Below are 26,362 nucleotides of genomic sequence, written 5' to 3'. Positions count from 1 at the left end.
CAATTTATACAGTCGTATTCATTTTCTTTTTTCATATATATATATCAAGAGTACAAATGAATCCATTATGACGGATTCGAAATGCCTGTCGAACCAAGGACTCGTTTGACGTATTCAGCCTGTTAAGGAGGGTGGAGATCATGGGACAAAACCCCCCGAACCACCAAATTCAATTGCAGCAAAAAATTATCCATTACCGTTCAGAAATTGCTAAATATGAAACTCAGTTAAAAGCGCTCGAAACAGAGCTGCAAAAAGAAAAACTCCGCAATGAATATTTGCTCGACAAGCTTCATTTGACTGAAACGACGCATATTGAGCCTTACGAAAAAAAGATCGCTCAGCTCGAACAGCAAATGTTATCGTACGAGGTAGCCCTTGAAGAGGCTGAACGGCAAATTCAGCATCTAAAGCAATTGAAGTATACCGAACAGGAAGAAAAAACGGTTCCTGCGGTGACGAAAGCCCAAGCCTTTTTTGCCTACTCGCTCCTTCTTCCTGAAACAAGCGAAGAAGAAATCATTGTCATTGGCGATTTTGTTATTCAAAATATTGGAAATGAACCACTAAGTAATTTGATTGTTTGCATCCGCTCTTCCCCAAAAAGAGCAGGTGAACTTAGCGGTAAAATCGCAACGAAGCCTCTTCCGGCTGACTCTCATGCTTCTGACGCAGCGAATGAAACCATGTTGGAATGGACATTTGCCTACGAGGATTGGAAAGAGAAAATCAAAGAGGGAGAATACTGGCTGAAGCCGACCCATATGAAAAAGCTGATGCCAAATGAAGAACTGCGCTTTTCCCACTTCGAAATGAGAATTAACCAAATAGAAGATATCCGCTCCGTTGTCGTAAACGGCTTCGTTTACTGCAATGAAATACCGCGCGGGCTGGCGTCATTAAATCATATCATTATTAACCTATGATCCCCTCTGTTTTCCATCAACAGAGGGGCTTTTTATTTAAGTTCTCTTTTCATCTCGAATATCAGAGCAAGCCGCATTAGGCGTTGGTCTAAACCGTTTTTCCCTTTCAGTCATATAATGTCACTAGCTATTTTTACTATCGTCCACAAGGGAGTGACAGAGCATGTATCGGGTATTCATTCATCCGCAGCTATTAAAGAAAAAAACAAAGAAAAGCCACGCAGTCTCACCAGTCGCCAATGAAGCAAAGCAGCAATTAGTCGGCTTGCCGCCAGGAACAGAGCTTAACGTTCATACTGCCGGCCAAACCTATTATAACGCCCTCTTCCAGTCATTTAACGAACAGACGGAAGAAGTTTCCTTATTAATCGATCCATTTTATAAGGACGGCGGCCAGATTATATGTGTTAAAAGCAGCGACATCCTTTCTCTTGATTTTCCTGTTTCGGAAAATAAGAGTCATTTCGCGGACAAAGAAGACGAATAATTGTATGCAGCCAGGTGGTAAACCTGGTTTTTTATTTGCTGTTATAATGGCAATTTTTCTTATAAAATAGGCTTTTGCCATATTTCCGATAAAGAATGTCCTCACATACACTATCACAAATAGTGCTCATCCTGCCCATTCGCACTTGGATCGGTGATTTTCTAATTCAATCATCACCCGTCACAACTAGCTTACGCTTTCATTGGCACATATTCACTCAGCAAAAGCAAGGCCTCGTCATCAAGGAAACGCTCAAGCACAAGCGATGACGGTTTTATATATGCTTGATCAAACGTTATTAAAAAACGGCCTCATACTAACGCAAAGATGCAGCAACTATCGAAAAAGAAAGTGATTGATGTTTTTGACCATCAGCAATAAGAATACAATTCGCCTAATTCGCCTCCATCACATACGTGCATGACGAAATAACAAGTCGATGACTTGCCCTCATCCCACTAACCAAACATCAATTTCTCGATTGTGGCTTCAAACAGATTCATTTGTTAAAAAAGGGGTGTTTCTAATGAATGTATGCATTGTCGGAACTGGATACGTCGGATTAACAACAGCGGCGGTTTTAGCTGAACTCGGCCACCAAGTATACTGTGTCGATCAAAACCATGACAAAATCGAGCAGCTAAACCGCGGATATATTCCGATTTATGAACCCAATCTAAAAGAAATAATAGAGAAAAATCGCGACCGTCTCACTTTTACAAACGGCCTTGATCTAGGCATCAAACACGCTTCTATAGTTATCATTTGTGTCGGTACTCCTTCTTTAACAGACGGACGGACGGATTTAACCTACATCCAATCAGCCATTGACCATTTAGCGCTCCATATCGACTCCTATAAAACGATTATTATTAAAAGCACGGTGCCTCCTGGAACAACCGAACAGCTCTATATCCAATTATTGGAGAAAGGAGTGCCGAACCATTTATTTTCTATTGTTGCAAATCCTGAATTTTTAAGGGAAGGCTCATCCATCTTCGATATGCTGCACGCGGACAAAATTGTCATTGGACTCCGTCCGAATGACCAGCGATCGCTCCCGATTATGAAAAGCTTATATGCCGGGATCTCTTGTCCATATGTGATTACAAGCCTCACAGGGGCAGAAATGATTAAATACGCTTCCAATGCCTTTTTGGCGACAAAAATTTCTTTCATAAATGAAATGGCACGCATCTGTGACGCCGTCGGCGCGAATATACACGATGTCGCCAAAGGCATTGGATATGATCCGCGGATTGGCCCCCATTTTTTGCAAGCAGGACTTGGGTACGGCGGATCATGTTTTCCGAAAGATGTAAAATCACTCGAGCAAGTTGCTCATTCCCAAAAGATTACCCCTCATCTTTTACAAGCGGTTCAGCTAATTAATGATTCTCAAGTGGATCTTTACATTCAAAAGCTGCAACAAGCAGTCAACCATTTATCTGATCAAACCATTGCGGTTCTAGGAATCGCTTTTAAGCCCAATACCGACGATACTCGCCACTCTCCTGCAGAACACCTTATTCGAAAGCTTAGCGAAGCCGGCTGCATCGTCCGTGCCTATGATCCGAAAGCGAAGCTAGATAGCAGCCATCAGCCAAACGTAACGCAAACCGATACCCTCCAAGAAGCAGTTGAAGGCGCAGATATCTTAATCATCGCCACTGATTGGCAAGAGTTTCAGCAATTAAATTGGCGAGAAATAAAAGCGCGAATGAACGGCCCCATTGTGCTTGACGCAAGAAATTGCCTCAGACGTCAAGACATTGAACAATGGGGACTACAATATATAGGAGTTGGTTGTGGATGAAAATCGTGGTCACGGGAGCGGCAGGCTTTATCGGCTCTCATTTATGCGAAAAATTATTAGAAGACGAGCAAAACATTGTCATAGGCATTGATGGCTTTATCGGCCCTACTCCCATCCATCTAAAATCCTTTAACATGGACTCGCTTTATTCGCATCCAAGGTTTACGATGCTTGCTCAAGACCTTTTCATGATTGATTTAGAGGCTCTCTTAAAAGATGTAGACATCATTTATCATTTAGCAGGGATGCCAGGTGTTCGCACAAGTTGGGGAAAGGAGTTTGAAGCATACATTCTTCATAATATTTCTTCGACTCAACGGCTGCTGGAAGCATGTAAAAATTCGCCTATCAAGCAATTTATTTATGCTTCCACCTCCTCGGTATATGGAGAAAAAACCGGAAAGCTCTCAGAAACAGCAGAGACGGCCCCTCTTTCTCCCTATGGTATTACAAAATTAACAGGAGAGCATTTATGTCGCGTATATCATACCTCATTCGGAATTCCGACCGTTGTTTTACGCTACTTTACTGTTTATGGTCCGAGGCAGCGTCCTGATATGTCATTTCATCGCTTTATTAAACAATTGTTAACGAAGCAACCGATCACGATTTTCGGCGATGGAATGCAATCGCGTGATTTTACTTACATTTCTGATTGTATAGCAGGAACCATTTCAGTCTTGGGCAAACGCCATATCATTGGCAAAACATTTAATATCGGGGGAAAAGAAAAAGCATCCATTAATGAAGTCATTGATTTGCTTGAAGAATTGACAGGAATAAAGGCCGACAGACATTACTTCCCTTCAGCGCTTGGCGAACCCAAACATACTTGGGCCGATCTTTCAATGGCAGAACAAGATTTGCATTATTCCCCAAAAATAACGCTAAAAGAAGGATTAAGACGTGAAATCGAGTATATTCGTTCCATCTATCAGGTGGACCTGCCATGAATATCGCTTACATTTGTACAGAAAAGCTGCCTTCCCCTGCCATAAAAGGGGGAGCGATTCAGCTTATGATCGACGGAATCGCTCCGTTTATATCACAAACAAACAAGCTTACGATTTTTTCCATTACCGATCCGCTTTTACCTGTAAGAGAATGTAGAAATGGAATCGAGTATATTCGTTTTCCGAAAGAAACATATGAGCATGATGTGGCCGCTGAACTAGCGAAACATTCATTTGATGTGATTCATGTATTTAATCGTCCAGCCCATATAGCCAAATATAAAGAAGCCGCCAAACAAAGCTCATTTGTTCTCAGCCTTCATAACGATATGTTTTCTCCACTCAAACTATGTAAAGAAAAAGCGAAGCAAGCTTTGCAGAGCAGCACACTCATTACCGCAGTTAGCGAATATATCAAACAAACGGTGATTAGGAGATATCATGTTCCGGAGCAAAAAATTCGTGTTGCTTATTCAGGGGTCGATTTAGAAAAATATGTCCCTATCTGGACAGAGGAAGGCGAGCGCATTCGCCGCCAGCTTCGCCAAACATTCGGCATTGATGATCAAAAGGTAATCGTGTTCATCGGAAGGTTAAGCAAAACAAAAGGGCCGCACTTGCTTATTCAATGTATGCCTGATCTCCTTTTGCGTCATCCGGATGCACGATTGGTCATTGTCGGCGGAAAATGGTTTAGCGAAAACACGTGGGATGATTACGTAAGCATGCTTCATCGCTTATCTGCTCCGCTTAAAAACCATATTATATTTACAAACTATATTCCCTCTGAGCAAATTCCTCGCATGTTTTTAATCGGTGATGTATTTGTTTGCAGCTCACAATGGCATGAACCGCTTGCGCGTGTCCATTATGAAGCAATGGCAGCAGGAATCCCGATTATTACCACCAATCGCGGCGGAAATCCGGAAATTATCCGTCATCTGGAAAACGGATTTGTCATCAATCATTATCACGACGCCACTGCTTTTTCAAAAGCGATTGATTATATGTTCACTCATCCGGAAAAAGCACAAGAAATGGCGCGCATCGGCAGGGAGGAGGTGGAAAGACAGTTTCAATTTCGGCATGTCGCCCAGCGCTTTGCGGCGATATATGAAGAAGCGTTTACAAACCATTGCCTTCATTAGCGAATGCTTCTCTTTTAATAATCCATCAAAAAGCCACCCGCCTCTTAACAGAGTGTAAATAGGAAAGATTCGTCTTGCCTCATGAAATCATCAAGAAAGGATGCCCCTCATCGGAGCATCCTTTCTCTTTTCATTTGCCAATGATAAAAGCGCGAAACGGTTTGTCATTGCTTCCTTTCCCTTTCCTGCGAGGAAATACAGGAAGCTCATAAGAAGAGGACGATAACACTAAAGATTTGTGATTCGCAGCAGCCGGCGAATTAGGTTGTTTTTCTTCAAGCGTTTTCTTCCTTTTCGGTTCGCTTGCACTTACATGCTCACCAGTTGAGTTCTGTTCTTGCTTTGCTGGACGGTCCGCTTGTAACGTTCCTTTCCGCTTTCTTCCCTTTTCTTTCCTTTTGTTCTTCTGTTCAGTTTTGCTTTCCTCTTGATTTAAGTCTGCTTCCTCCAGTTCAACCGCTGTATGTTGTTGCAGCGGCTCAACTGCATATTCTTGGTGCGTTTGTTCGTGCTCTGCTTGCTGCGCATGGGTCCAAACATCAAGCAACTCAGAAGCCACCCGATTCCATTCATAGCGAGAAACCGCTAATTCTCTTCCTTTTTCCCCCATTTTCTTCATAAGCGATCGATCTGATATAATTTGCGCAATTTGAGCAACAAACTCGTTCGGATCTTCCGGATTTTCTACAACAAGACCGTTTTCTCTTGGCACGATCACTTCGGAATTGCCTCCTCGAGCAGTCGTTACAATTGGAAGGCCAGCAGCCATCGCTTCATAATGCACTCGAGCCAAGGGCTCCTGCCATTGGGATGTACAAACAAAGAGATCAGCAGCCGCAAACCAATTTTGAATTTCATCTGGAGCAACAAAGCCGGTTGTGACAACGGGCACTGGAAGTCTTTTTGCCAATGCGCGTACATAAGCAATATAATCATTTACATCATTTTGGCTAAACCATCTGCTTCCAATGATCACTAAGGCAAGATCTTTAAATTTTTTTGCTAGCTCTGGAAGCGCCCTCACTAATTGATCGACCCCTTTATTGCGAGAGAGTCTTCCGGCAAATAAAATCACCGTTTTATTTTCCAAGCCGTTAGCTCGGCGGATTTCCTGGCGTATTTTCTGCATTTTCGGATGGTGGCCTGGTACAAACCGATTCGTATCCACCCCGGAATAAATTGTGCGCACCTTGGCAGCCGCTTGTGGGTAAAGGTCGCTAATTACATTTCCAACATAATCGCTGACCGTAACAATATTGGATACTTCTTGTATAACGTTCTCTGCTTCTTGAGGATCCATTTTTTCAGGATGAAACATATCGTTATGCATGCTTAGTGTAATTTTCGCTAACGGAGCTGCCTGCCTGACAGGAAGGACAAGACGCGGGCGGTTAAAAATATGGATCAGATCAAATGGATGTGCTTCAATGTAGCGAACAACACTTTCCCGATAAATCTCAAACACTTTTCCCGGAACTCGCACATAATGAATGCCGTCCAGCGTTTCTTCATCTGGCAGAGATGGATCGCTCACGCCTAATACCGTAATATCATGCTCTTTTTTTAAAAACGGAAGAATTCCCTCAATATAAGTTTGGATCGCTCCGCCTAATACTGGGGGAACAGGAAGTTTTTCCGTGCAAATCATTAAAACTTTCATTCGTATCCCCCTTTTTCCCAATCATGTTGAATCTCTTCTAAAACAGGCCATTTCGATTGATCCGTATCAACAATCGTTTGGATCAGCTGGGTCGTTTCTTCGTTTAGAAATAGTTCCGGCTCATATACAACTTCTTTTATATTTTTATAAAATTCATTCGGCATGGACAAATCAATCATTAAAATTTCATATAGCTCAGCCGAGATTGGATTTGCTTCATGGTATGATCGGATCATTTCCCTCACCCATTGCGCATCCCAGCGATATAAGTCAGCCATTGTGCCGCTAATCAGCTTTCTTAAATCACGAATTGGGAGATCAAAAGCAACACCGTCCAAGTCAATAATCCACATTCCTTCGGCTCCCATTTGACCATTGGACCAGCCATAGTCCTGATGGACAAGCCCCCAATACTCGTTTCCCTTCGCCGCCAGCTCAAAATAATGAGATTGATTTAGTCTGTCAAATCCTCTTTTTGCCTGCTCTTTAAACTCGTCGACAGTATTTAATAAATGCGGACTCGCCGGCATCTCTTGATAAGCCGTAGCAATGGTCCGAAACCATTCCATTTTTTCAATCATTTTTTTATAGCTTTTCGGCCACTTATGCAGTCTGGAAGCGACTTCTGCCTGCTGTGGCGGAATGTAGCCTTTGCTTAAGTGATGAAACTCGCCAAGAGCGTAGCATAGCTGCTTTGCTCCTTCTAAATCTTTAGAAACGGGCGCCAGTGGTTCAATCCACTCAGCCACAAACCATAACTTTCCCCCCGCTTCCACATAATTTTGTCCATCCTTTGTCTGGATAATGGCTGGCACCCTTGCTTTCTTCACATTCACTAAATACTCTTGGGCGCCTAAACTAAACAAGCTTCTAGTCGGTCGGCGATGCAATAACTTTAGGCTTTTGGGGCCTGATTTTGTCTCTAGCTTCCAAATAGCTCCCCCTTTATCCGGCTTTGTCGTCACAACCTGACGGCTCTGTACAGACAAATCATAGCTTTGCAGCACCTCTTGCGCTATTTGCTCGATATAGTCAGGTACATAAAATTCATGATCTAGTTCACTGACCACCCACGGCCCGATTCCACTCTTCTCCACACTATCCCTCCTGTTGCCATATAAAGCGATTCACATCATTAACTGAATGAAGACAGCCTTTATAAACGATTCTCCTGCATTTGTTGCAAAAGTGTCTCCATTCTTTGAATAAAAACCCAGCGTTCCATGGAACATGCTGATGCACTAGATAAAAAGCCTCCTCTTTTCATATGGAGCATATGCTGTTGTTCAACGGCCGAATGTCCAAGCCCCCTTGCTTTCAGACTGATATTTCGCTAAACCGTTCGTTGTCCGGTTCATAGGTACCGATTTTTGTGCTGAAGAAGAGTCTATGACCGTCAAGACCATCCGGCTGCTTTTTTCTCAAACCTGTTCGCTTGACCTTCAAAATGGCAGTTATTATAGAAACCCGTATAATGGATGACGCTCTCTCTTTTCCTTTTTGTCTGCATGTCCTAAACTCCTATTCTCGATCTTTTCACTTTATTGAGCCAGCGGATGAGAGAGGCCACTCAGAAACAGAGGATCACCTCTTTTGACAGCGATGAGGCATCCGCCTGAAACCTACTATAAGGTATGCCGCCTTAGGAATAAGGTATAGACAAATATAACAAAGGGAAACATTTTTTCCTCTGAGCAGCCGTTACCGCTCTCCCTTTAACAAAAGAACGCAAGCTCTTCTTTATAAAAAATGCCCCTGCCAGCCGTTAAGCTGACAGAGGCGATTTCTTCGCAATTTTCATCTTATGCATCTTTGCTAAACCCGATTAAGGTTACAGAATCAATTTGGTTAAATGGAATAGTAAATTTGTTTCCTCGGTCCGTTTGAAATTTCACATGACCGTTTCGATACTCCAAAATAAAGCCTTTATATTCCCCTTTTCTCGTAACAAGGTGGCATTTGATCCGTGACATTTGGTTAGGTAGCTTCACAAGAAATTGAATTTGCTCTTCCAAAGTCATTTCTTGAAATTGCTTCTGTTTTCCTTGTTTCTGCGCATCCTCCCCCCATTCTGCTATTCCTGTCTGCTGAGATGATCGAGGCTTTTTGGCTTGAAAGGACTGCTGCATATATGAAACCTTTGGTTCTAAATTTGGTTGGACAATATAGAGAAGCGGCTCGTTCGGAACGCTTTGTTTCATCGGCTTTCCCCCTTTATTCAAAATGTTCTACAACATAATGTATGCTTTCTCTAGGCAAAAGTACACTCGCAAACAAGAAATGCCCGAGCGTGACAAAGCAGATTTCATAAAATAAAAAATGACCAAACTGCTTGTTTGGTTCTATCGCTGCCATTTGTGATGTGAATATTGGAGTTTGAACCTTTTCCGCGGTTGGGTGGACGAACGACACCGCTTCCCAGAATGTCATGGAGATCTTCTGTCGTCCATTGCTTTCCTTGTTACGTTTATCAAAAAAAGAAGCAGCCCGCGGATATCACCCACAGACTGCTTTGGATTTCCTATGCGATTGCCTTCTTGCAGCATCCATCGTTTCGATTGCAGATGGACTTTCTCATATACCCCATCTTTCGTCGTTTTTTCATCAATTTATAAGCTTGTTGCTATGGGGCTATGGATCCATAATTATAAGAGGACAGGACGCCGAACAACCAGCCGCTTTCAGGTAAACGAATTTGTCTGGAAGCGGTATTGTTCGACCGCCCGACCGTTGAAATCCCCACTCAGGAACAAAGGGTGGAGGCATCCGTATCTATATATGCCGCTCCATCCCGTTTTTTTGAAAAAGCCATGATATTAACGGGCCAAAATATGATAGCCGGAATCGACATGAATGCATTCGCCGGTAACACCGCGAGACAAATCGCTGAACAAAAACAGCGCCGCATCTCCTACTTCCTCTTGTGTTGTTGTCCGGCGAAGCGGGGCTCTCTCTTCGATTTCTTTTAAAATAGAGTTGAAATCGCTGACCCCTTTTGCTGATAATGTGCGAATCGGCCCAGCAGAGATCGCGTTGACGCGAATGCCGTATTGGCCTAAATCGTTCGCTAAATATTTGACACTCGCATCTAATGAAGCTTTGGCAACACCCATGATATTATAGTTTTGTACAACGCGCTCGCCGCCAAGATACGTCAACGTAACAATGCTTCCGCCTTCAGTCATAAGCGCTTTTGCTTCTCTTGCGACAGCCGTTAATGAATAAGCGCTAATATTATGCGCTAACAAAAATCCTTCACGGCTTACATTCATGTATTCGCCGCTTAAATCTTCTTTGTTGGCAAATGCAATGCAATGCGCTACTCCGTGGATGACACCCACTTTTTCTTTGATGTCTGCAAAGCATTTGACAATGTCCTCATCATTTGTCACATCGCAAGGAAGCAACAAAGCGGTCTCATCTTCAAGCGTTTCAACTAATTTGCGCACTTCCGCCTCAAAACGCTCTCCCGCATAGGTAAAAATCAGCCGGGCGCCTGCTGCGTGAAGCGAACGGGCAATTCCCCATGCAATGCTTCGTTTATTCGCCACTCCCATCACGACATATGTGCGACCTTTTAATGATAACGTCATTCGCCATCCTCCTAATGATCATAGCTTTTATTTTTATTATTTGTTATTAGTACCAAGTATTAATTTCATTATAACAAAAAAAATAGCTCGACAAAATAATAATTTTCTCGAAAAAAAAGAATCGACAAATTTTTTCCGCTTGATTTACGCACTTCCCTTTGCAAAAATAATAGAATTAGCTAATATGGATATGGTAAGTTTTTAACACGGAGTTGAAAAAACGATGGAACAAGATAAATTATCGCAATCAAAGTTAGATTATAATTTGTTGTTTGTGCTATTTTTAATGGCGATTGTCAGCGCGATTGCCATCCAGAGCGCAGAACCGTCGCTCCCTGAAAAGCTGCAATCGGTAAATTTTTCATTGAAGCAGCTGCAGTGGTATGTCATCGGAGCCTTTGTCATTGCGGCTACGCTGATTATTGACTATGACCGCCTCTTTCACTTAGCTTGGTACCTGTACGGATTTGGAATGCTGCTTCTGCTCGGTCTTGAGCTCAATGTTCCCGGAACGGTGACCCTCAAAGGAGCAACAAGCTGGTACCACATCCCTGGTGCCGGTAACTTTCAGCCGTCCGAATTAATGAAAATTTTTATGATTATTGTCATAAGCCGTATTATTATGAATCATCGCGAAAAATATCCGGAACCAACGGTAAAGGAGGATTTTCAACTGCTAGGGAAAACCCTCCTCGCCACCGCGCCGCCTTTATTTCTGCTTATTAGACAGCCAGACTTAGGCATGTCGATGGTGTTTATGGCGATTGTCGCCTCCCTTGTGCTCGTATCGGGCATTCGCTGGCGCATTATTTTGGGGATTATTTTTAGCGGCCTCTCTATTGCCGGCATTCTCATTTTTATTTTCTTTCAATTTCCGGATTTTTTCCATAAATATATTTTGAAAGATTATCAATTAGATCGCTTTTACGGCTGGCTTGCTCCATATGAATACTCCAATGAGCAAGGGTTTCAGCTCATTCGCTCTCTTCTTGCGATCGGATCAGGAGAAATGTACGGAAAAGGGTTTGGAAATTTGGATGTATATTTGCCGGAAGCGCACACGGATTTCATTTTTGGCATTATCGCTGAGCAGTTTGGGTTCATTGGCGCAAGCATTGTGATCTCGCTCTTTTTCCTGCTTGTATACCGGATGGTTCACATTGCTCTTGAAAGCCATGATTTATATGGCAGTTATTTATGCACAGGGGTCATCGGCATGATTACGTTTCAAGTCTTTCAGAATATTGGCATGACCATCGGATTGCTGCCGATTACAGGATTGCCGCTTCCATTTATCAGCTATGGAGGAAGCTCGCTGGCCACTTACATGCTGGCCATTGGCATCGTCTTAAACGTGCGTTCCCGCACGAAAAAATTTATGTTTTCGTCCGAAGAATAACCTTGATGGGGTAGACAAAGTCCTCTTTGACTTTGTCTACTGTCATTTTAAGCACCCATTCCTTGTGTTTTTTCTTATCCTATTTTCAACATGCTTAAGACGCACCCTCACAGGCGGATGAGCGAGGCAAGCGACACAGCATGGATCAATCTGCTAAAGTCGCAAGCTTGCGGCTTTTTTGTTTATTCCCTGTCAAAAGGTCATACAATATAAAGAGGTGTCACTGAACAGGTTTGCATCTAGAAATCGGATCATTTTGGACGGCCAGATCATCGAATAACCAACCGCCTTACAAACTCGCCCATTAGCCTGAAAGCGATGCTGTTTAATCCCTTTTCGCTCGGGACATGACAAAACAAATCTGCCGATTGCCTCCGGCCGTCACTCATGCAGAAACTGGCTTTAACTCATGATTGAAATGGAAAGAAGGGGAACGGATGAAAATCGATATCATCGGAGATATTCATGGTTGTTACACGGAGCTAGTTGCTCTGACAAAAAAGCTAGGATATGAGTGGATAAACGGCATGCCGATTCACCCGAGGGGAAGAAAGCTGGGATTTGTCGGCGATTTGACCGATCGTGGACCACAATCTTTACAAACCATCGAAACCGTATTTTCACTTGTGAAAAATGGGCTGGCTCATTATGTCCCCGGAAATCATTGCAATAAGCTGTACCGCTTTTTCCTCGGACGAAACGTACAAATCACACACGGCTTAGAAACGACCGTAGCTGAATATGTCGCTCTCCCTTTAAGCGAACAGAACCTGATGAAGAAAAAGTTTATTTGGCTTTACGAGCATGCCCCTTTATATGCTCGCCTCGACAACAATCGTTTGGTTATCGCTCACGCCGGCATTCGTCAAGATGATATTGGCAAGTACAATCAAAAGGTCAAAACATTTGTGTTATACGGAGATATCACTGGGGAAACGAATCCGGACGGAACACCGCTTCGCCGAGATTGGGCCAAATATTATAATGGAGACGCATGGGTCGTCTATGGTCATACTCCTGTTAGAAAGCCGCGCATCCTCAATCGAACAGCAAATATTGATACAGGATGCGTATTCGGAGGAGCGCTAACAGCATTGCGCTATCCAGAAATCGAAACGGTTTCCGTTCCCTCTACTTTGCCGTATATTCCAGAAAAATTTAAAGAATTCAACTAAAAGAGGGCGCTACTGTGCAGCAGCGCCCTCTTCAATCAACCGGTTCATATCATGGGGAAGCGGACAACGAAACCGCTTCATTTGCTGGTGAAACGGATGAAAAAAAGACAGCTCCGTGCTATGCAGCGCTTGGCGATTTATTTTTTCGCGGCTCCCTCCATATAGTTCATCGCCTAAAAGCGGATGACCTAAATAAGCCAGATGAACACGAATTTGATGGGTTCGTCCTGTTTCAAGCTCCAATGATACATGCGTATAATGCCGGAAGCGCCGCAAAACATGAAAATGTGTGATCGCCCGTTGTCCGTCTTCACGGACCTCCCTCTCAATAATGCTGTCTTCTTTTCGGCCAATCGGCGCAGTGATCGTTCCTCTCTCATCTTCCACTACGTTATGGCAAAGAGCTTCATATTTTCGCTTTACATACCCTTTCTTCTGCAATTCGGACAATAAGTGGTGGACATGGCGGTGCTTGGCCACAAGCACCAGCCCTGAAGTATCACGGTCCAGCCGCGTCACAATGTGCACCGTCGAAGATAGATTTTGTTTGTCATAATGATGCAGTAAAGCGTTCGCCAACGTGCCTCTTGGATGTTCACGAGATGGGATGGTTGGCATGTAAGGCGGCTTATTAACCACTAACAAATATTCATCCTCATACACCACATCAAGGGATAGAGGTTCTGCTATCATATCTGCACTTCGTTCTTCTGGAGGAAAACGCACAAACAATGTCTCACCACACTGAAGGAGATGACGGACAGTGACAGGGGTTCCATCAACTTCAATAGCGCCGCCATGAAACTTAATATCGGTTAATGCAGTCCGCGAAATGTGTTGTTCTTTCAAAAAATCGCGAATAAGCTTTCCATCTGCTTGTTGTGTAATCGTCCATTGCAATGAAAAGTACGTCAATGCTGTTTACCCTTTCTTTCACATGTTTAGTCGGTAATAAATGAATCGCGGACCCGTTTCCAAAACGGAAACGGGCGAAAACGCGCAAAGCGAACCTTTTCATCGGCTACACGGCATTGAATGGATTTTACCTCTTTATGAAGCAGCGATAGATGGTCAATTGAAATTTGAAAATCGCTGTAATTGACCGGCTTCAACATACATGTATGGTGCGCTGGCAAAACAAGCGGCGAACCAATCGTCCGGAACACACGATTGTTAATGGATGCCATTTCCGCCAATTGAATCGCTTCCAGCGATGGATGCAAAATGGCTCCTCCTAACGCTTTATTGTATGCCGTACTTCCAGTCGGGGTCGAAATGCAAAGCCCATCTCCGCGAAACGTTTCAAAAAGGTCACCCTTTATTTCTACATCCATAACAAGCGTTCCCGTGACACTTTTTACCGTGCATTCATTCAGCGCCAAATATCTTGCCTCCCGCCCGCCATTAACGTAACGGATAATCACCTCAAGCAATGGGTATTCGACCACTTGATAAGGAGTTTTCGCAATGGCAATCACAAGTTTTTCAATTTCTTCAGGCACCCAATCTGCGTAAAAGCCCAAGTGGCCTGTATGCACGCCAACAAATGCCGTTTTATCAAGGCGGCGGCAGTACCGATGAAATGCATAAAGCAGCGTCCCATCACCGCCAACGGAAATGACAATATCGGGCTGATTTTCATCATATTCAAGTCCAAAATCCAACAAGTAGCTTTTCATTTTTTGTGTTAGCGCATTAGATATGGCATCTCCTTTAGAGGTGATGGCAAATTTCATATCCTCTTGTTTTTTCTTCATCGTTCTTCCCCTTTTGCTTCTTGTTTTCGGGAAAACACCGCTTGCGCCTCCTGAATCTCAAACCGGATTTTCGACATTTCCTCATCCAACAAATAAGCAGCCTCTGCCGTGCGCTGCAGACGTGCTTTAATCTCTTCCGGAAAACGCCCGCTATATTTATAATTTAAAGAATGCTCAATTGTCGCCCAAAAATTCATAGCCAACGTTCGAATCTGAATTTCTACCAAAATCTTCTTTTCACCATGGATCATTTGTACAGGATAGCGAACAACAACGTGGTAAGAGCGATAGCCGCTTTCTTTTTTTTGCGTGATATAATCACGCTCCTCCACGATTTCAAAATCGTTGCGCTGCCGCAGCAGCTCCACCACGATTTTTATGTCATCCACAAATTGACACATCATTCTCAGTCCGGCAATATCCTGCATTTCCTCTTCCAACTTATCGAGAGGGATATTTTTCTTTTGAGCTTTATCAAGAATGCTCGCGATCGGCTTGACTCTTCCAGTCACAAATTCAATCGGTGAAGGAACACCTTGCATTTCAAATTGTGTCCGCATTCCTTTTAATTTCACTTTTAACTCTTCTACTGCTTGTTTATAAGGGGCGAGAAATAAGTCCCAATGCTTTACCATATAACCACCACCAAGCATTATGTAAGAAATACGTCTTTTACGGCCTTCTCCATCTCTTCACCATAGTTTGCATTTCCTTCAATATTGTCAACTAAATAAGCCAATTCTTCCTGGAAACCAGGCAATTCCATTTTGGCAGCACCGCATTGGAGAAAAACAGAAAGCGGCTGGTGCAATGCCTGTTTTACTTCCGGCCAGACTGGCTGGGGAATGGCTATATAGATAAATTCATCTCCCGCTTCAATTATATAAACAAATGATAAAAGATCAGAATCCACAAGCATATAGCGTTTCGGCGCCGCATTCTCCAGCGAAAACGGCGGTTCTTCAGCCAACAGCCATAGTTGTTCATTGCGTTTTTCTACTTGTTGAATCATTATCTTTTTCCTCATCATACCGTCTCCTTCCACTGCAACAATCCAATCCAACTTTTATTTTACCATAATACACCTATGCACAATAAACCATTGATATTCAGTTTGAAACATTTCATAATAAGGATAAGAATACAAGGAGACGAAAGCAGATGAAACAAGAAATCGAAATGGAGTTTAAAAACTTGCTGACGCAAGAAGAGTTCAATCGCCTTAAGCATTTTTTTTTCATTAGGGATGATCAGTTTGTTTATCAGGAAAATCATTATTTTGACACGCCGGAATTTTCCTTAAAAGGACAAGGAGCGGCATTGCGCATTCGAGTCAAAAACGATACATATACACTGACGTTAAAGCAAACAATCGAACAAGGATTGTTGGAAACTCATGAAGCACTTACAAAAGAAAAAGCGCAGTCCATATTAAACAATCCGGCGATGATGGAAGGAGAAATGAAAAGCCTTTTAAAAGACATGGGGATAGCAGCAGAACAATTGCAGCATTTCGGAACACTCGCAACCCACCGGGCGCAAGTTCCTTATGAAGGCGGAATGCTTGTGTTGGATCATAGCTGTTATTTGCAAACAGAAGATTACGAGCTGGAATTTGAAGTTAATGACTGGGAACAAGGAAAAAACAGCTTCGAGAAATTGCTCGCTTCCTTCCGTATTCCCTATCGTCCAAGTACAAACAAGATCAAACGTCTCTATGCTAAAAAATATGGAGTTGAGGATCAATCATGAACATTCAACAAATCAAAATGTGGATGGAGCTTCAAGCGTTGCGTTCATTTTCTACCAACACTTCAACTACAGCTGATCCTTTCACGGAAATGGGAACGCCGTTTCAAGCGTTGTTGTCCCAAGTGCTTGAGCAGACAGAATCAAAGCAGCCGCAAACAGAGGAGACTTCCTTGAAATCTCTGACCGCTCTGCCGCTCCGCACGCTAGCAGCTGCTCCAGCCAATCAAGCCGCTCCTTCAAACAGCCGTATAGAGGAAATCATTCAACAAACCGCTGAAAAATATGGTGTGGAGCCTAAACTGATTCATGCGGTTATTCGTCAAGAATCCGGGTTCCGTCCTGATGCGAAAAGCCATGCTGGCGCCGCCGGGCTTATGCAGTTAATGCCGAGCACAGCGAAAATGCTTGGGGTAGCTGATGTATTCGATCCCGTTCAAAATATAGAAGGAGGAACAAAGTATTTACGTCAGCTATTAGACCGTTACAATGGCAATCTTGAGCTTGCCCTCGCCGCTTATAATGCAGGACCGGGGAACGTTGACAAATACGGAGGAGTTCCTCCATTTCGTGAAACAAGGTCGTATGTACAAAAAGTACTAAACATATACTATTCGTAAAAAATCCTTTGTTTAGAGTGCGACCGCTAAGTCGCTTTGTTTGAGATATATGGACTTCATTGTTAAAATAGCAATACATGATATTTGTTTTAAAGGAGTTATCAATGATGGCGGAACACTCGAGAACACCGTATGAATCGATTGGCGGGGAACCAATGATTGCAAAGCTCGTTGATGCGTTTTACAGCCGTGTTGCTAAACATCCTGACTTACAACCTATTTTCCCGGCTGATTTAACGGAAACAGCCAGAAAACAAAAACAATTTTTAACTCAATATTTAGGAGGTCCGCCCCTCTATACAGAAGAACACGGCCATCCAATGCTTCGAGCCCGCCATTTGCCGTTTGAAATCACTCCGACTCGGGCCAAAGCATGGCTGGCCTGTATGAGAGAAGCGATGGACGAAGTCGGCTTATCCGGACAAGTGCGTGAAGAATTCTATCATCGCCTTGTACTGACTGCTCACCATATGATTAACACTCCAGAACAAGATAGAGAGGAGCATTCCTTTGAATGAAAAGGTAGCTGGCATCGTATCCAACTTTCCATTCGCTTTTCAGCATTGTAGTGGTGAGAAAAAGCCTTTGGAAATTTATTTATTTATCGATCCTCTTTGTCCGGAATGCTGGGCGCTTGAACCCATTATCAAAAAGCTTTTCATTGAATATGGACGATTTTTTACCTTGAAGCATGTGCTAAGCGGAAGACTGGCAACATTGAACATCTGTAAAAAACAAAAATTTGAAGTGATTGCTCATACGTGGGAACGCACGGCCAGCCGCTCCGGCATGTCTTGTGATGGAAGCCTATGGTTTGAAAACCCTATCGACACTCCCTATTCCGCTTCGATTGCCATTAAAGCGGCGGAACTACAAGGAAAACGGGCTGGCATGCGCTTTTTGCGCAAGCTCCAAGAACTCCTGTTTTTAGAAAAACAAAATATTGCTGATATTAATGTTTTGTTGGAGTGTGCGAAAAATGTCGAGCTGGATGTTAATGAATTTATGAAGGACCTTCATTCTAACAGTGCCGCGAAAGCATTTCAATGCGACTTAAAAATTACATCAGAAATGGATGTCCAAGAAGTTCCCACACTCGTCTTTTTTAACGAAAATATTGAAGAAGAGGGCATTAAAATTTCTGGATGCTATCCATATAGCATTTATGTGGAGTTGATTCATGAAATGCTGGGATTCTGTCCAGAGCCATCACCGCCCCCCCCACTTGAAGCCTTTTTAAACCATTTTAGATTTGTTGCCACAAAAGAAATCGCCGTTGTGTATGATCTTGATATACAAGAGGTCGAAAAGGAAATGAAAAAGCTGCAACTCAAGCAAAAAATTGAAAAAGTTCCCGTAAAGTACGGAACTTTTTGGAGGTATCTTTCGACCAAATAATTTCCTTTTACACATAAAAAGACAAAAGACCCAGCGCAGGCCGGGTCTTTTGTCTTTTTATTGTCATTAAGACAACAAAGGGGATGGGAGAAAATTTTCACGGTCAAACAAAGGGGTATAAGGTTATTTGTGATTTTATTCACGTAATTATCATATCAGTGATCGTTTTTTTTGACAACTGTTTTGTTTATTTGTTCACGATTTTGTCATAAATCCTTAAGCAAGGCATGTTAAGCCGGACCATCATCATACAATGAATATAAAACAGCTAGAAATGGAGGGAACAATGAAACGAATCACGCTCATTTTTTGGATGTTGATAGTGTTGATTGCCTTTCTTTTGAATTTATTCGGCTTAATGCACGTCATGCCTTTATTCATTACGATGCCTCTTTTGTTTCTTTCGATTTTATTCGCATTATGGACATTTAACAACCGCAACCGTTTTAAAGGATTTCAAAAAAAACGAATGTGGTAATCCCCACATTCGTTTTTTATCTACGACAGCAGTTGTTCCATCTCTTCCAGTTTTTGCGCGAACACTTGGCACGCTTCCTCGATTGGCTTAGCTGTCGCCATATCCACTCCAGCCTTCTTCAGCACCTCAATCGGATAATCAGAGCTGCCGGCTTTTAAAAACTCAACGTACCGTTGAACAGCCGGCTCTCCTTCTTCTAAAATTTGCTTGCTCAACGCTGTAGCCGCACTAAAGCCTGTCGCATATTGATATACATAATAATTGTAGTAAAAATGCGGAATTCGCGCCCATTCTAAACCGATTTCCTCATCAACAACCACATCGCTTCCAAAATATTTTTTATTGAGCTCATAATACATAGATGTCAGTGATTCGGCTGTTAACGCTTCTCCCTGTTGGGCTTTTACATGAACCATATGCTCAAACTCAGCAAACATCGTTTGCCGAAATACAGTGCCGCGAAAACCTTCCAAATAATGATTGAGCAAATACAACCGCTTGTCTTCCTCTTCAATCGTTTTTAGCAAATAATCATTGAGCAATGCTTCATTGCATGTCGAAGCGACTTCCGCCACGAAAATCGAGTAGCTGCCATATGGATATGGCTGCGTTTTCCGCGTATAATAGCTGTGGACAGAATGGCCAAACTCATGGGCAAGCGTAAATAAATTATTGACATTATCCTGCCAATTCAGCAAAATATATGGATTGGTTCCATAAGCTCCTGAAGAATAAGCTCCACTTCTTTTTCCTACATTTTCACGCACGTCGACCCAACGATTTTCCAGTCCTTCTTTCACGATGCTTACATATTCTTCGCCAAGTGGAGCTAGTCCTTTTAGTAGATACTGCTTTGCTTCTTCATATGTCACTTCCATTTTTACATTTTTCACCAGAGGAGTATACAAATCGTACATATGAAGTTCCTCAAGCCCTAGAGCTTTTTTGCGCAATCGAACATATCGGTGCAGCAAATCCAAATTTTTATTTACAGTCTCCACAAGATTATCATAAACGCTCTCCGGAATATTATTGCTGCTTAAAGCCGCTTGACGCGCAGATTGATACTGTCGCACGCGGGCAAAAAAGTTATCTTTTTTCACTGCGCCACTAAGCGTGCTGGCAAAAGTGTTTTTATATTTTCCGTATGTTTTATACACAGCTTTAAACGCATCACGGCGAACGCGGCGATCTTCACTTTCAAGAAAGCGTATGTAACGTCCGTGCGTCACTTCAACTTCTTCCCCATTTTCGTCAATAATGGTCGGGAATTTTAAATCGGCGTTATTTAGCATCCCAAATGTATTGCTTGATGAGGCCATCACCTCCGCCGCTTGAGCAAGCAACGCCTCTTCTTTTGCGCTCAGCACATGCGGCCGCTGTCGGTTAATTTCATCTAAAGCATGTTCATAAAGCTTAAGTTCCTCTTTTTCCTTAAGAAATGACTTCACTTTCGCCTCATCAATCGCCAAAATTTCTGGCACGATAAAAGCCATTGCGCTTGATGCTTCGCTGTAAAGCCCCTTAATCCGATCATTTAAGCTTTGGTAAAAAGAGTTGGTGGTATCTTGGTCGTAGCGCATATGCGCATACGTATACAGCTTGTCAAGACGCAGCGACAAATGATCCTGATATTGCAGCGCCTCATAGAAAACATCGGCGGATTCTCCTAGACGCCCTTGATAATCAGCGAGCTGGGGCAGCATTTTTTTGACTTCTTGAAATTCTTGCTCCCATGCCTCATCGCTTGGAAAAATATCTTCAAGCCGCCACGTTTCCTCGATAGGAATTTCATTGCGCTTTGGCAATGATTTTACCGCTTGCTTTTCAGTCATATGCAAATTGTCCTCCTTTATCAAACATTACATTATAGTAGTATTCTCTTTCTTTTTAAAATTCCCTCCAATCATTATATGACAGCGACGTTCTTTTTATTTGCTCAAGCAATGAGCGATCATTGGCCAGTGCTTCTTCTATCGTCGCCGGAAACGTCCAGTTTTGGATGCGCTGAATGGACTTTTTGGTCATCCATCGAACATAGCCGAGCTGTTCCAGCCGCTGGATATACTCATATATCGCCCTTGTGTAAGGGTATGCTTGTGCCAATGGAAGCGCACGTACAAATAGCTTGCGTTCTGCAATTTTTTTCTTTATCCAGTTATAAATCTCCGCAAGCGAATACGTTCGGTTGGAACTGTTTATAAAAAGTAAAATATAGGTCTGCCAAATAAATGGAGGACTTTCAAATAAATAGCCAAATTGCAGCGGCCACCCTGCTTCACAAGGAAATAAAGATGGAGGGTGGTGCAAATAGAAATCCGCACAGACTGCCCTCGTCAACGTGGAAGGATAGAACGTAAAGGTTTGGCGCCATTTTGTTTTTTGCATGAGCCATGTTCGCCAAAAGGAGGACGGCAACGAAATTTGCGGATAGGTAAAAAAATCATGGATACGAACATGATCAATCTTTTGAATGATGGGAACAGAAAAAGCATGATAGGTCGAAAAAGGAACGAGATGAACGAGGCGGATCAGCTTCTTTGTCTGAGGACAGTAATAGAAAAGCAAGGGTTGCGGGGAAATGGAGGACACGTACTGTGTGAATAGCCATTGAAACCTAGAAAGCTTAAAATGAAAAGCGGATAGTCGTTGAAGCTGGTGTGCTCCCAATATCCAAATGGGCTGCATACCCGTTTTTTTGTAGCCATTATTGCGCTTTTGAAATTGTGCTTCGCTTATGACCGAGCATTGATATTCGAACACATACGGCCGGCCTTGGATGTTCACATAAAGATCTGGACGCTGTTGAATCGTAAGAAAGTAGGGCTCTAGCTGGACATCGGGTGCTTGTTTTTGCAGCCACGTAAACAAATCCCGTTTTCCAGAAGCATGATACGACGATTCTGTCTCATGCTCAAACGGACATTTCGTTTCTCTTTTATGGGCAAAATGCGGCAGCTTCTTTGTACCCAGCTTTAGAATCACCTCTTTTTGGCATCCGGGACAAACAAAAGTTTCTTCTTCCTTCAGTCGCTTGAGCTTTTGCCGCGTCCAGCCATCCAATAGAGAAATCGTTTGGCCATTTGAACGTTGTGCAACCAGCAAAAAAAACACTCCTTTCATCACGGCTTATTCTTTATAGCATTCGTTCCGTTTGGCTTAAATTCCTGCTAGCTGCCGAATATAAAACAAGGACAAGAGATCCAAGAAGATCGTGAACCAAACGCGCTTGATCCTGTGCGGATAGCTGTAACTCGAGCCGCTGGTGCTTAAAACTAGATGCTCCTTACTTCTTGAAAAAAGGACAAGAGATCCATTGTGATATAACAAAAAACCTGAGCCATCATGCTCAGGCTGTTCCATAAACCTTTTGGATAGAAATCGCTAAAGAAGCGGAGAAAGCAAGCGGCAAATCGATTCGACCACACGGGTGGCCAAGCGCCTCTTTTTAAATGTTTCATAATCAATGGGATCGGAATCATTCAAATCGTTTAAAAAATCAGCTACAAGCGTTTTTGTGCTTTCTGTATGATATAAGAAAGCATTCACTTCAAAATTCAGATGAAAGCTGCGCATATCCATATTGGCTGTCCCAATCGAGGCAAGCTCTCCATCGACAATAATAATTTTGCTATGTAAAAAGCCTTTGCGATATTCGTAAATTTTCACTCCAGCCTCCAATAATTCTGGAAAATAGGAACGTGAAGCATAAAACACAATTTTTTTATCAGGCCGTTTGGGCGCCAAAATGCGAACATCAATGCCGCTTAATGCCGCCACTTTTAACGCTTCGAAAATGTCCTCGTCTGGTATAAAGTAAGGAGACGCAATCCAAATCGATTTTTTCGCCGATACGATCATGGCGAAAAATAAATGCTTGATAACCTCCCATTCTTGATCGGGTCCGCCGGAAATAAGCTGGATGCCGCCTTTCTCGCTGTTCGGAATGAGGGTCGGCGATAAATAATTTAATGTTAATAAGGTTTCCCCGGTCATATAGTACCAATCCTGCAAAAAAATAAGCTGGAGTGTTCTTACGGCTTCTCCGCGAATCCATAAATGCGTATCGCGCCAAAAGCCAAAGTATTCGTTTTTGCCTAAATACTCATCTCCAATATTTAACCCGCCAACAAATCCCACTGTTCCATCAATGACGATAATTTTACGGTGATTGCGGAAGTTAATTTTATTATTTAAAAAAGGAAGACGGACAGGGGAAAATGGAACCATTTCCACTCCAGCATCACGAAGCTCTTGAATGTACGCTTTCGATAACTTCCAGCTTCCAACAGCGTCATATAGAAAACGGACATGTATCCCTTTTTGTGCTTTTTCAATCAAGATGTTCTTCAACCTTTGTCCAACGTCATCATGGCGAACAATATAATATTCTAAATGAATATGATGATTCGCTTTCTCAAGCTCTGCAAAAATAGTGGAAAACGTTGCTTCTCCATTCGTTAATATTTTCGTTTCCGTCGCCAAAGAAACAGGGCTTTTGCCAAGACGGTGGGCAAGCCGGAGAAGCGGCAGCTGGTGCTCTTCGATATGCTTCATCTGCTCGATGTTAAAATCGCGCTGCCCCTCAAATTTTAGAAACATTTGTTCATCCAGCATCGCCTTCTTTTTAAATAACCGCTGTTTTCGATAGCTTTGACCGAATAGGATATAAAAGAAAAAGCCGATGAGCGGAAAACTTCCAAGCACGACCAGCCACGTTAGCGTCTGAGCTGGCCGCCGATTTTCCAAGGAAATGACAAAGGCGATAAAAATAACGGAACAGGTCGTCAAAATACTGAGCGATCCAAGAAGCCAGCCTTCCCAATAGTCTTTTGTAAAAAATAAAAGTACGCTTAGCAGAAGTAAAAAAATGAACACTTGCAACGTATTTCGCAATGAATTTCACCCTATCCGTTTGTTGTTCTCGAAGAAAAAGCCGATTTCAACAGCTGAAATCGGCTTTTACTTTAACGGAAAATGTTTAGCCAGCGTAGCCAATGCATTGCTATGAATAATTTCTTTTCCGTATTCCTCTAATCGATAAATGGTTAGTTGAGAATCGATCCCGTATTCTAATAAGATGCTTAACCAATTGTCGATTTCGTGTTCTGTATAGTTTTCATCAAATTCAACAAATAAGTAGTAGCGGCCTTCGAATTGAAACAGGCTGTTTTTCACATTTGTGAAATCAGCGCGATGAGCAAGCGCAATCAAGTCTTCGATATCTTTAAAAGAGATCGTAAAATGAAGCACTTCTTCTTCCTCGTCTTCTGTCAGCCCCTCGCTATCCTGCTGCACATGAAAATGGTGGTCAAGAAGCTCCTCCATTTTTTCGTCCATCGGAAGCAATTTTTCTTCAGGAAGCGGAAGCTCTAATTTGCTTCCATCCTTGGACAGCTGCGCTTTTGTCACTAGCACCTCTAATCCTTTATCAAGCGCTTGCACTTGGATCCAAAGCGGCCCTTCAAGCGAAAAATCTCCTTCGTTATGGACTTCATCCATCATTTCCCAAAACAATTCTTCGCTTCGTTCGCGGTTATACCAAATTTCTTCGCGGTCAAAGCCGCGTTCTTCTATATCAACATAAGAGATATAAAACTTCACCGTATGCTCATTAATGCGTTCCATTTCCATTTGTCAACTCTCCCTTCTCCAAGACTGAGTTTGAAGGGACTTTTTTACCCCCGAAAGGCGATGCCTTGTACTTCTATTTTATGATAAAAACCTTCAGAAGGGAAATAAAAAAACCCCATTTTTCAAAAAATAGTGATGAAATGAAACATGTCCTACTATAATGATGATGAAAGAAAAGGAGATGAGGAACATAAATGATAAGCGAATATATAACTTCGATTCTTCTCATCATCGGTATTGATGTCATTCTTGGCGGAGATAACGCAGTTGTCATTGCTTTAGCGAGCAGAAAGTTACCGGAGCAGAAACGAAATACAGCCATTGTGCTTGGAACCACGTTAGCCATTGCCGTTCGCATCGTTTTAACAGCGGCGGTCGTCATATTGCTAAAGATTCCGTTTTTGCAGTTTGTAGGCGGATGCATGCTGCTTTGGATTTCTCTCAAACTGTTAATTCAAAAAAACGAAACACCTACGCACATTGAATCAGCAACCTCGCTCTGGAAAGCAGTACAAACCATCGTTGCAGCAGATGTGGTGATGGGATTAGATAATGTTATTGCCATCGCCGGTGCAGCGGATGGCCGTGCTTCTCTTGTCGTCTTTGGATTTCTTTTTTCTGTTCCGATTATCATTTTAGGCAGCAAAATTATACTTTATTCAATGGAGCGATATCCTTTTTTAATTTACATTGGAGCAGCCATTTTAGCGTATACAGCTGGGAAAATGATCTTAGGAGAGCAACGAATCCAACATATTGACGAAGTTGTTTCTCTTCGCCCTTTTTTCCCATTTGCTGCCGCTATGTTCATCATCTGTGCCGGCTGGCTGATCAATCGGAAAAATGACCGCTCTTGGACATAAGAACAAGATGATAAAAAACTTCTACATGGAGCAACCATGTAGAAGTTTTTTACTGATTAACGAGCCGTTGAGCTTCACGCAACTGATAAGCTCGCACCTTGCGCGGCAAGAAGCGGCGAATTTCATCCTCGTTATACCCAACTTGAAGACGTTTTTCATCAATGATAATCGGTCTTCTTAAAATCCCCGGATATTTTTGGATAATCTCATATAAATCTTGGAGCGGCAATGACTCGAGATTTATATTTAATTTTTGGAAAATTTTTGATCTAGTAGAGATAATTTCATCTGTCCCCGTTTCTGTCATGCGAAGAATTTCTTTAATTTCATCGATTGACAGCGGTTCAGAAAAAATATTTCGTTCAACATACGGAATATCATGTTGCTCTAGCCACGCTTTTGCTTTGCGGCAAGAGGTGCAGCTAGGTGATGTATACAATGTAACCATAATTGTTACTCACTCTCCTTTAACAGGATAAATAGTCCTGCTTACATATGAGCCAGTCAGCTTGTTTTCTGCTCATATTTAGATGAAAATGGATTTCATACTGTATATTATACAATAAAATTCCTAAGAACGGTATAGTTTTTCAAAGTCCCCCCATTTTCTTCAGCCCGCTTCCCATATTCTCTAAAATCCTCTACAATATAAAGAAAGGAAAATAACAACGGCCATCCATGACCTCAAAATCGAAACCATGCGACC

Annotated in this window: 26 protein-coding genes; 13 read left to right on the top strand and 13 right to left on the bottom strand. The window is 42.5% G+C overall.

Features of this window, described 5'->3' with window-relative positions; translation table 11 throughout:
- Positions 1-140: 140 nt before the first annotated feature.
- The 5 genes from B6A27_RS05640 to B6A27_RS05620 all read left to right on the top strand — a co-directional run bounded on the left by B6A27_RS05640 (position 141) and on the right by B6A27_RS05620 (position 5,330).
- Positions 141-926 carry a hypothetical protein gene (locus tag B6A27_RS05640; RefSeq protein WP_080860635.1) on the top strand — a complete coding sequence of 262 codons (786 nt, stop codon included), beginning with the start codon at positions 141-143 and terminating at the stop codon, positions 924-926.
- A gap of 163 nt (positions 927-1,089) precedes the next feature.
- Positions 1,090-1,413, top strand: a complete 324-nt coding sequence (locus tag B6A27_RS05635) for a hypothetical protein (protein WP_052660982.1) — start codon at positions 1,090-1,092, stop codon at positions 1,411-1,413.
- Positions 1,414-1,939: 526 nt separating this feature from the next.
- Positions 1,940-3,229: a UDP-glucose dehydrogenase family protein gene (locus B6A27_RS05630; protein ID WP_080860633.1), complete on the top strand. Its 1,290-nt coding sequence runs from the start codon at positions 1,940-1,942 to the stop codon at positions 3,227-3,229.
- Positions 3,226-4,182 carry an NAD-dependent epimerase/dehydratase family protein gene (locus B6A27_RS05625; RefSeq protein ID WP_080860632.1) on the top strand — a complete coding sequence of 319 codons (957 nt, stop codon included), beginning with the start codon at positions 3,226-3,228 and terminating at the stop codon, positions 4,180-4,182. Before B6A27_RS05630 ends, B6A27_RS05625 begins: the two co-directional genes overlap by 4 nt.
- Entirely contained in the window at positions 4,179-5,330 is a 1,152-nt protein-coding gene (locus B6A27_RS05620) for a glycosyltransferase family 4 protein (protein ID WP_080860631.1), read from the top strand. Before B6A27_RS05625 ends, B6A27_RS05620 begins: the two co-directional genes overlap by 4 nt.
- 130 nt (positions 5,331-5,460) lie before the next feature.
- On the opposite strand, the gene B6A27_RS05615 is transcribed toward B6A27_RS05620, so the two are convergent.
- The 4 genes from B6A27_RS05615 to fabI form a co-directional block, all read right to left on the bottom strand.
- Positions 5,461-6,990, bottom strand: a complete 1,530-nt coding sequence (locus tag B6A27_RS05615) for a glycosyltransferase family 4 protein (protein ID WP_080860630.1) — start codon at positions 6,988-6,990, stop codon at positions 5,461-5,463.
- Positions 6,987-8,087, bottom strand: coding sequence for a CotS family spore coat protein (locus B6A27_RS05610; protein ID WP_080860629.1), 1,101 nt, complete (start codon positions 8,085-8,087; stop codon positions 6,987-6,989). Before B6A27_RS05610 ends, B6A27_RS05615 begins: the two co-directional genes overlap by 4 nt.
- A gap of 705 nt (positions 8,088-8,792) precedes the next feature.
- Positions 8,793-9,191 carry a CotO family spore coat protein gene (locus B6A27_RS05605; RefSeq protein WP_066148322.1) on the bottom strand — a complete coding sequence of 133 codons (399 nt, stop codon included), beginning with the start codon at positions 9,189-9,191 and terminating at the stop codon, positions 8,793-8,795.
- 615 nt (positions 9,192-9,806) lie between these two features.
- Complete coding sequence (gene fabI / locus B6A27_RS05595; protein ID WP_080860628.1) at positions 9,807-10,583, bottom strand: enoyl-ACP reductase FabI; 777 nt, start codon at positions 10,581-10,583, stop codon at positions 9,807-9,809.
- A 223-nt stretch (positions 10,584-10,806) separates the two neighbouring features.
- Between fabI and B6A27_RS05590 the strand changes: the two genes are divergently transcribed.
- Both B6A27_RS05590 and prpE read left to right on the top strand, forming a co-directional pair.
- Positions 10,807-11,982: an FtsW/RodA/SpoVE family cell cycle protein gene (locus B6A27_RS05590; protein WP_044745753.1), complete on the top strand. Its 1,176-nt coding sequence runs from the start codon at positions 10,807-10,809 to the stop codon at positions 11,980-11,982.
- A gap of 437 nt (positions 11,983-12,419) precedes the next feature.
- Positions 12,420-13,157 (top strand): bis(5'-nucleosyl)-tetraphosphatase PrpE, encoded by a 738-nt coding sequence (prpE, locus tag B6A27_RS05585; protein ID WP_080860626.1) that lies wholly within the window; start codon positions 12,420-12,422, stop codon positions 13,155-13,157.
- 9 nt (positions 13,158-13,166) lie between these two features.
- Here the strand turns inward: prpE and B6A27_RS05580 are convergent, their stop codons facing one another.
- The 4 genes from B6A27_RS05580 to B6A27_RS05565 are packed head-to-tail and all read right to left on the bottom strand — an operon-like array spanning position 13,167 to position 15,941.
- On the bottom strand, positions 13,167-14,072 hold the full coding sequence (locus B6A27_RS05580) for an RluA family pseudouridine synthase (protein WP_080860624.1): 906 nt from the start codon (positions 14,070-14,072) through the stop codon (positions 13,167-13,169).
- A 26-nt stretch (positions 14,073-14,098) separates the two neighbouring features.
- Positions 14,099-14,893, bottom strand: a complete 795-nt coding sequence (locus tag B6A27_RS05575) for an NAD kinase (protein ID WP_183186680.1) — start codon at positions 14,891-14,893, stop codon at positions 14,099-14,101.
- A 17-nt stretch (positions 14,894-14,910) separates the two neighbouring features.
- A complete protein-coding gene (gene yjbM / locus B6A27_RS05570) occupies positions 14,911-15,549 on the bottom strand; it encodes a GTP diphosphokinase (RefSeq protein WP_066148307.1) in 639 nt (212 codons plus the stop codon).
- 17 nt (positions 15,550-15,566) lie between these two features.
- A complete protein-coding gene (locus tag B6A27_RS05565) occupies positions 15,567-15,941 on the bottom strand; it encodes a UPF0738 family protein (RefSeq protein ID WP_066148305.1) in 375 nt (124 codons plus the stop codon).
- Positions 15,942-16,075: 134 nt separating this feature from the next.
- Here B6A27_RS05565 and B6A27_RS05560 point away from each other — a divergent pair, with 134 nt between their 5' ends.
- The 5 genes from B6A27_RS05560 (at position 16,076) to B6A27_RS05540 (ending at position 19,159) form a co-directional block, all read left to right on the top strand.
- Entirely contained in the window at positions 16,076-16,666 is a 591-nt protein-coding gene (locus B6A27_RS05560) for a CYTH domain-containing protein (protein WP_080860622.1), read from the top strand.
- The gene (locus B6A27_RS05555; protein ID WP_066148302.1) at positions 16,663-17,283 is read left to right on the top strand and encodes a lytic transglycosylase domain-containing protein; all 621 of its coding nucleotides are present in this window, start codon (positions 16,663-16,665) and stop codon (positions 17,281-17,283) included. The genes B6A27_RS05560 and B6A27_RS05555 overlap by 4 nt, the downstream gene beginning before the upstream one ends.
- A 107-nt stretch (positions 17,284-17,390) precedes the next feature.
- On the top strand, positions 17,391-17,801 hold the full coding sequence (locus tag B6A27_RS05550) for a globin domain-containing protein (RefSeq protein WP_044745745.1): 411 nt from the start codon (positions 17,391-17,393) through the stop codon (positions 17,799-17,801).
- Positions 17,794-18,681 (top strand): ClpXP adapter SpxH family protein, encoded by an 888-nt coding sequence (locus B6A27_RS05545; protein WP_044745744.1) that lies wholly within the window; start codon positions 17,794-17,796, stop codon positions 18,679-18,681. The genes B6A27_RS05550 and B6A27_RS05545 overlap by 8 nt, the downstream gene beginning before the upstream one ends.
- 286 nt (positions 18,682-18,967) lie before the next feature.
- Positions 18,968-19,159 (top strand): hypothetical protein, encoded by a 192-nt coding sequence (locus B6A27_RS05540; protein WP_044745743.1) that lies wholly within the window; start codon positions 18,968-18,970, stop codon positions 19,157-19,159.
- Positions 19,160-19,179: 20 nt separating this feature from the next.
- On the opposite strand, the gene pepF is transcribed toward B6A27_RS05540, so the two are convergent.
- From pepF to mecA, 4 genes are all read right to left on the bottom strand, one after another.
- Positions 19,180-20,994, bottom strand: a complete 1,815-nt coding sequence (pepF, locus tag B6A27_RS05535) for an oligoendopeptidase F (protein WP_066148300.1) — start codon at positions 20,992-20,994, stop codon at positions 19,180-19,182.
- A gap of 55 nt (positions 20,995-21,049) precedes the next feature.
- Complete coding sequence (locus tag B6A27_RS05530) at positions 21,050-22,264, bottom strand: competence protein CoiA (RefSeq protein ID WP_066148298.1); 1,215 nt, start codon at positions 22,262-22,264, stop codon at positions 21,050-21,052.
- A 279-nt stretch (positions 22,265-22,543) separates the two neighbouring features.
- Complete coding sequence (gene cls, locus B6A27_RS05525; RefSeq protein ID WP_066148297.1) at positions 22,544-24,055, bottom strand: cardiolipin synthase; 1,512 nt, start codon at positions 24,053-24,055, stop codon at positions 22,544-22,546.
- Positions 24,056-24,121: 66 nt separating this feature from the next.
- Entirely contained in the window at positions 24,122-24,793 is a 672-nt protein-coding gene (gene mecA / locus B6A27_RS05520; RefSeq protein WP_066148295.1) for an adaptor protein MecA, read from the bottom strand.
- A 194-nt stretch (positions 24,794-24,987) separates the two neighbouring features.
- Here mecA and B6A27_RS05515 point away from each other — a divergent pair, with 194 nt between their 5' ends.
- Positions 24,988-25,656 carry a TerC family protein gene (locus tag B6A27_RS05515; RefSeq protein WP_044745739.1) on the top strand — a complete coding sequence of 223 codons (669 nt, stop codon included), beginning with the start codon at positions 24,988-24,990 and terminating at the stop codon, positions 25,654-25,656.
- A 49-nt stretch (positions 25,657-25,705) separates the two neighbouring features.
- On the opposite strand, the gene spxA is transcribed toward B6A27_RS05515, so the two are convergent.
- Positions 25,706-26,104: a transcriptional regulator SpxA gene (gene spxA / locus B6A27_RS05510; RefSeq protein WP_044745738.1), complete on the bottom strand. Its 399-nt coding sequence runs from the start codon at positions 26,102-26,104 to the stop codon at positions 25,706-25,708.
- Positions 26,105-26,362: the final 258 nt, after the last annotated feature.

The sequence above is a fragment of the Anoxybacillus sp. UARK-01 genome (genome assembly GCF_002075365.1).
Lineage (GTDB): Bacteria > Bacillota > Bacilli > Bacillales > Anoxybacillaceae > Anoxybacteroides > Anoxybacteroides rupiense.
This window is presented reverse-complemented; position numbering and strand designations above follow the sequence as displayed.

Coding starts and splice junctions, on each gene's coding strand:
- yjbM (WP_066148307.1), bottom strand. CDS start 15,549: ATGGTAAAGCATTGGGACTTATTTCTCGCCCCTTATAAACAAGCAGTA.
- B6A27_RS05565 (WP_066148305.1), bottom strand. CDS start 15,941: ATGAGGAAAAAGATAATGATTCAACAAGTAGAAAAACGCAATGAACAA.
- B6A27_RS05640 (WP_080860635.1), top strand. CDS start 141: ATGGGACAAAACCCCCCGAACCACCAAATTCAATTGCAGCAAAAAATT.
- B6A27_RS05605 (WP_066148322.1), bottom strand. CDS start 9,191: ATGAAACAAAGCGTTCCGAACGAGCCGCTTCTCTATATTGTCCAACCA.
- B6A27_RS05515 (WP_044745739.1), top strand. CDS start 24,988: ATGATAAGCGAATATATAACTTCGATTCTTCTCATCATCGGTATTGAT.
- B6A27_RS05590 (WP_044745753.1), top strand. CDS start 10,807: ATGGAACAAGATAAATTATCGCAATCAAAGTTAGATTATAATTTGTTG.
- B6A27_RS05555 (WP_066148302.1), top strand. CDS start 16,663: ATGAACATTCAACAAATCAAAATGTGGATGGAGCTTCAAGCGTTGCGT.
- B6A27_RS05620 (WP_080860631.1), top strand. CDS start 4,179: ATGAATATCGCTTACATTTGTACAGAAAAGCTGCCTTCCCCTGCCATA.
- B6A27_RS05635 (WP_052660982.1), top strand. CDS start 1,090: ATGTATCGGGTATTCATTCATCCGCAGCTATTAAAGAAAAAAACAAAG.
- prpE (WP_080860626.1), top strand. CDS start 12,420: ATGAAAATCGATATCATCGGAGATATTCATGGTTGTTACACGGAGCTA.
- B6A27_RS05630 (WP_080860633.1), top strand. CDS start 1,940: ATGAATGTATGCATTGTCGGAACTGGATACGTCGGATTAACAACAGCG.
- mecA (WP_066148295.1), bottom strand. CDS start 24,793: ATGGAAATGGAACGCATTAATGAGCATACGGTGAAGTTTTATATCTCT.
- B6A27_RS05625 (WP_080860632.1), top strand. CDS start 3,226: ATGAAAATCGTGGTCACGGGAGCGGCAGGCTTTATCGGCTCTCATTTA.
- B6A27_RS05615 (WP_080860630.1), bottom strand. CDS start 6,990: ATGAAAGTTTTAATGATTTGCACGGAAAAACTTCCTGTTCCCCCAGTA.
- B6A27_RS05550 (WP_044745745.1), top strand. CDS start 17,391: ATGGCGGAACACTCGAGAACACCGTATGAATCGATTGGCGGGGAACCA.
- B6A27_RS05560 (WP_080860622.1), top strand. CDS start 16,076: ATGAAACAAGAAATCGAAATGGAGTTTAAAAACTTGCTGACGCAAGAA.
- pepF (WP_066148300.1), bottom strand. CDS start 20,994: ATGACTGAAAAGCAAGCGGTAAAATCATTGCCAAAGCGCAATGAAATT.
- fabI (WP_080860628.1), bottom strand. CDS start 10,583: ATGACGTTATCATTAAAAGGTCGCACATATGTCGTGATGGGAGTGGCG.
- B6A27_RS05540 (WP_044745743.1), top strand. CDS start 18,968: ATGAAACGAATCACGCTCATTTTTTGGATGTTGATAGTGTTGATTGCC.
- spxA (WP_044745738.1), bottom strand. CDS start 26,104: ATGGTTACATTGTATACATCACCTAGCTGCACCTCTTGCCGCAAAGCA.
- B6A27_RS05575 (WP_183186680.1), bottom strand. CDS start 14,893: ATGAAATTTGCCATCACCTCTAAAGGAGATGCCATATCTAATGCGCTA.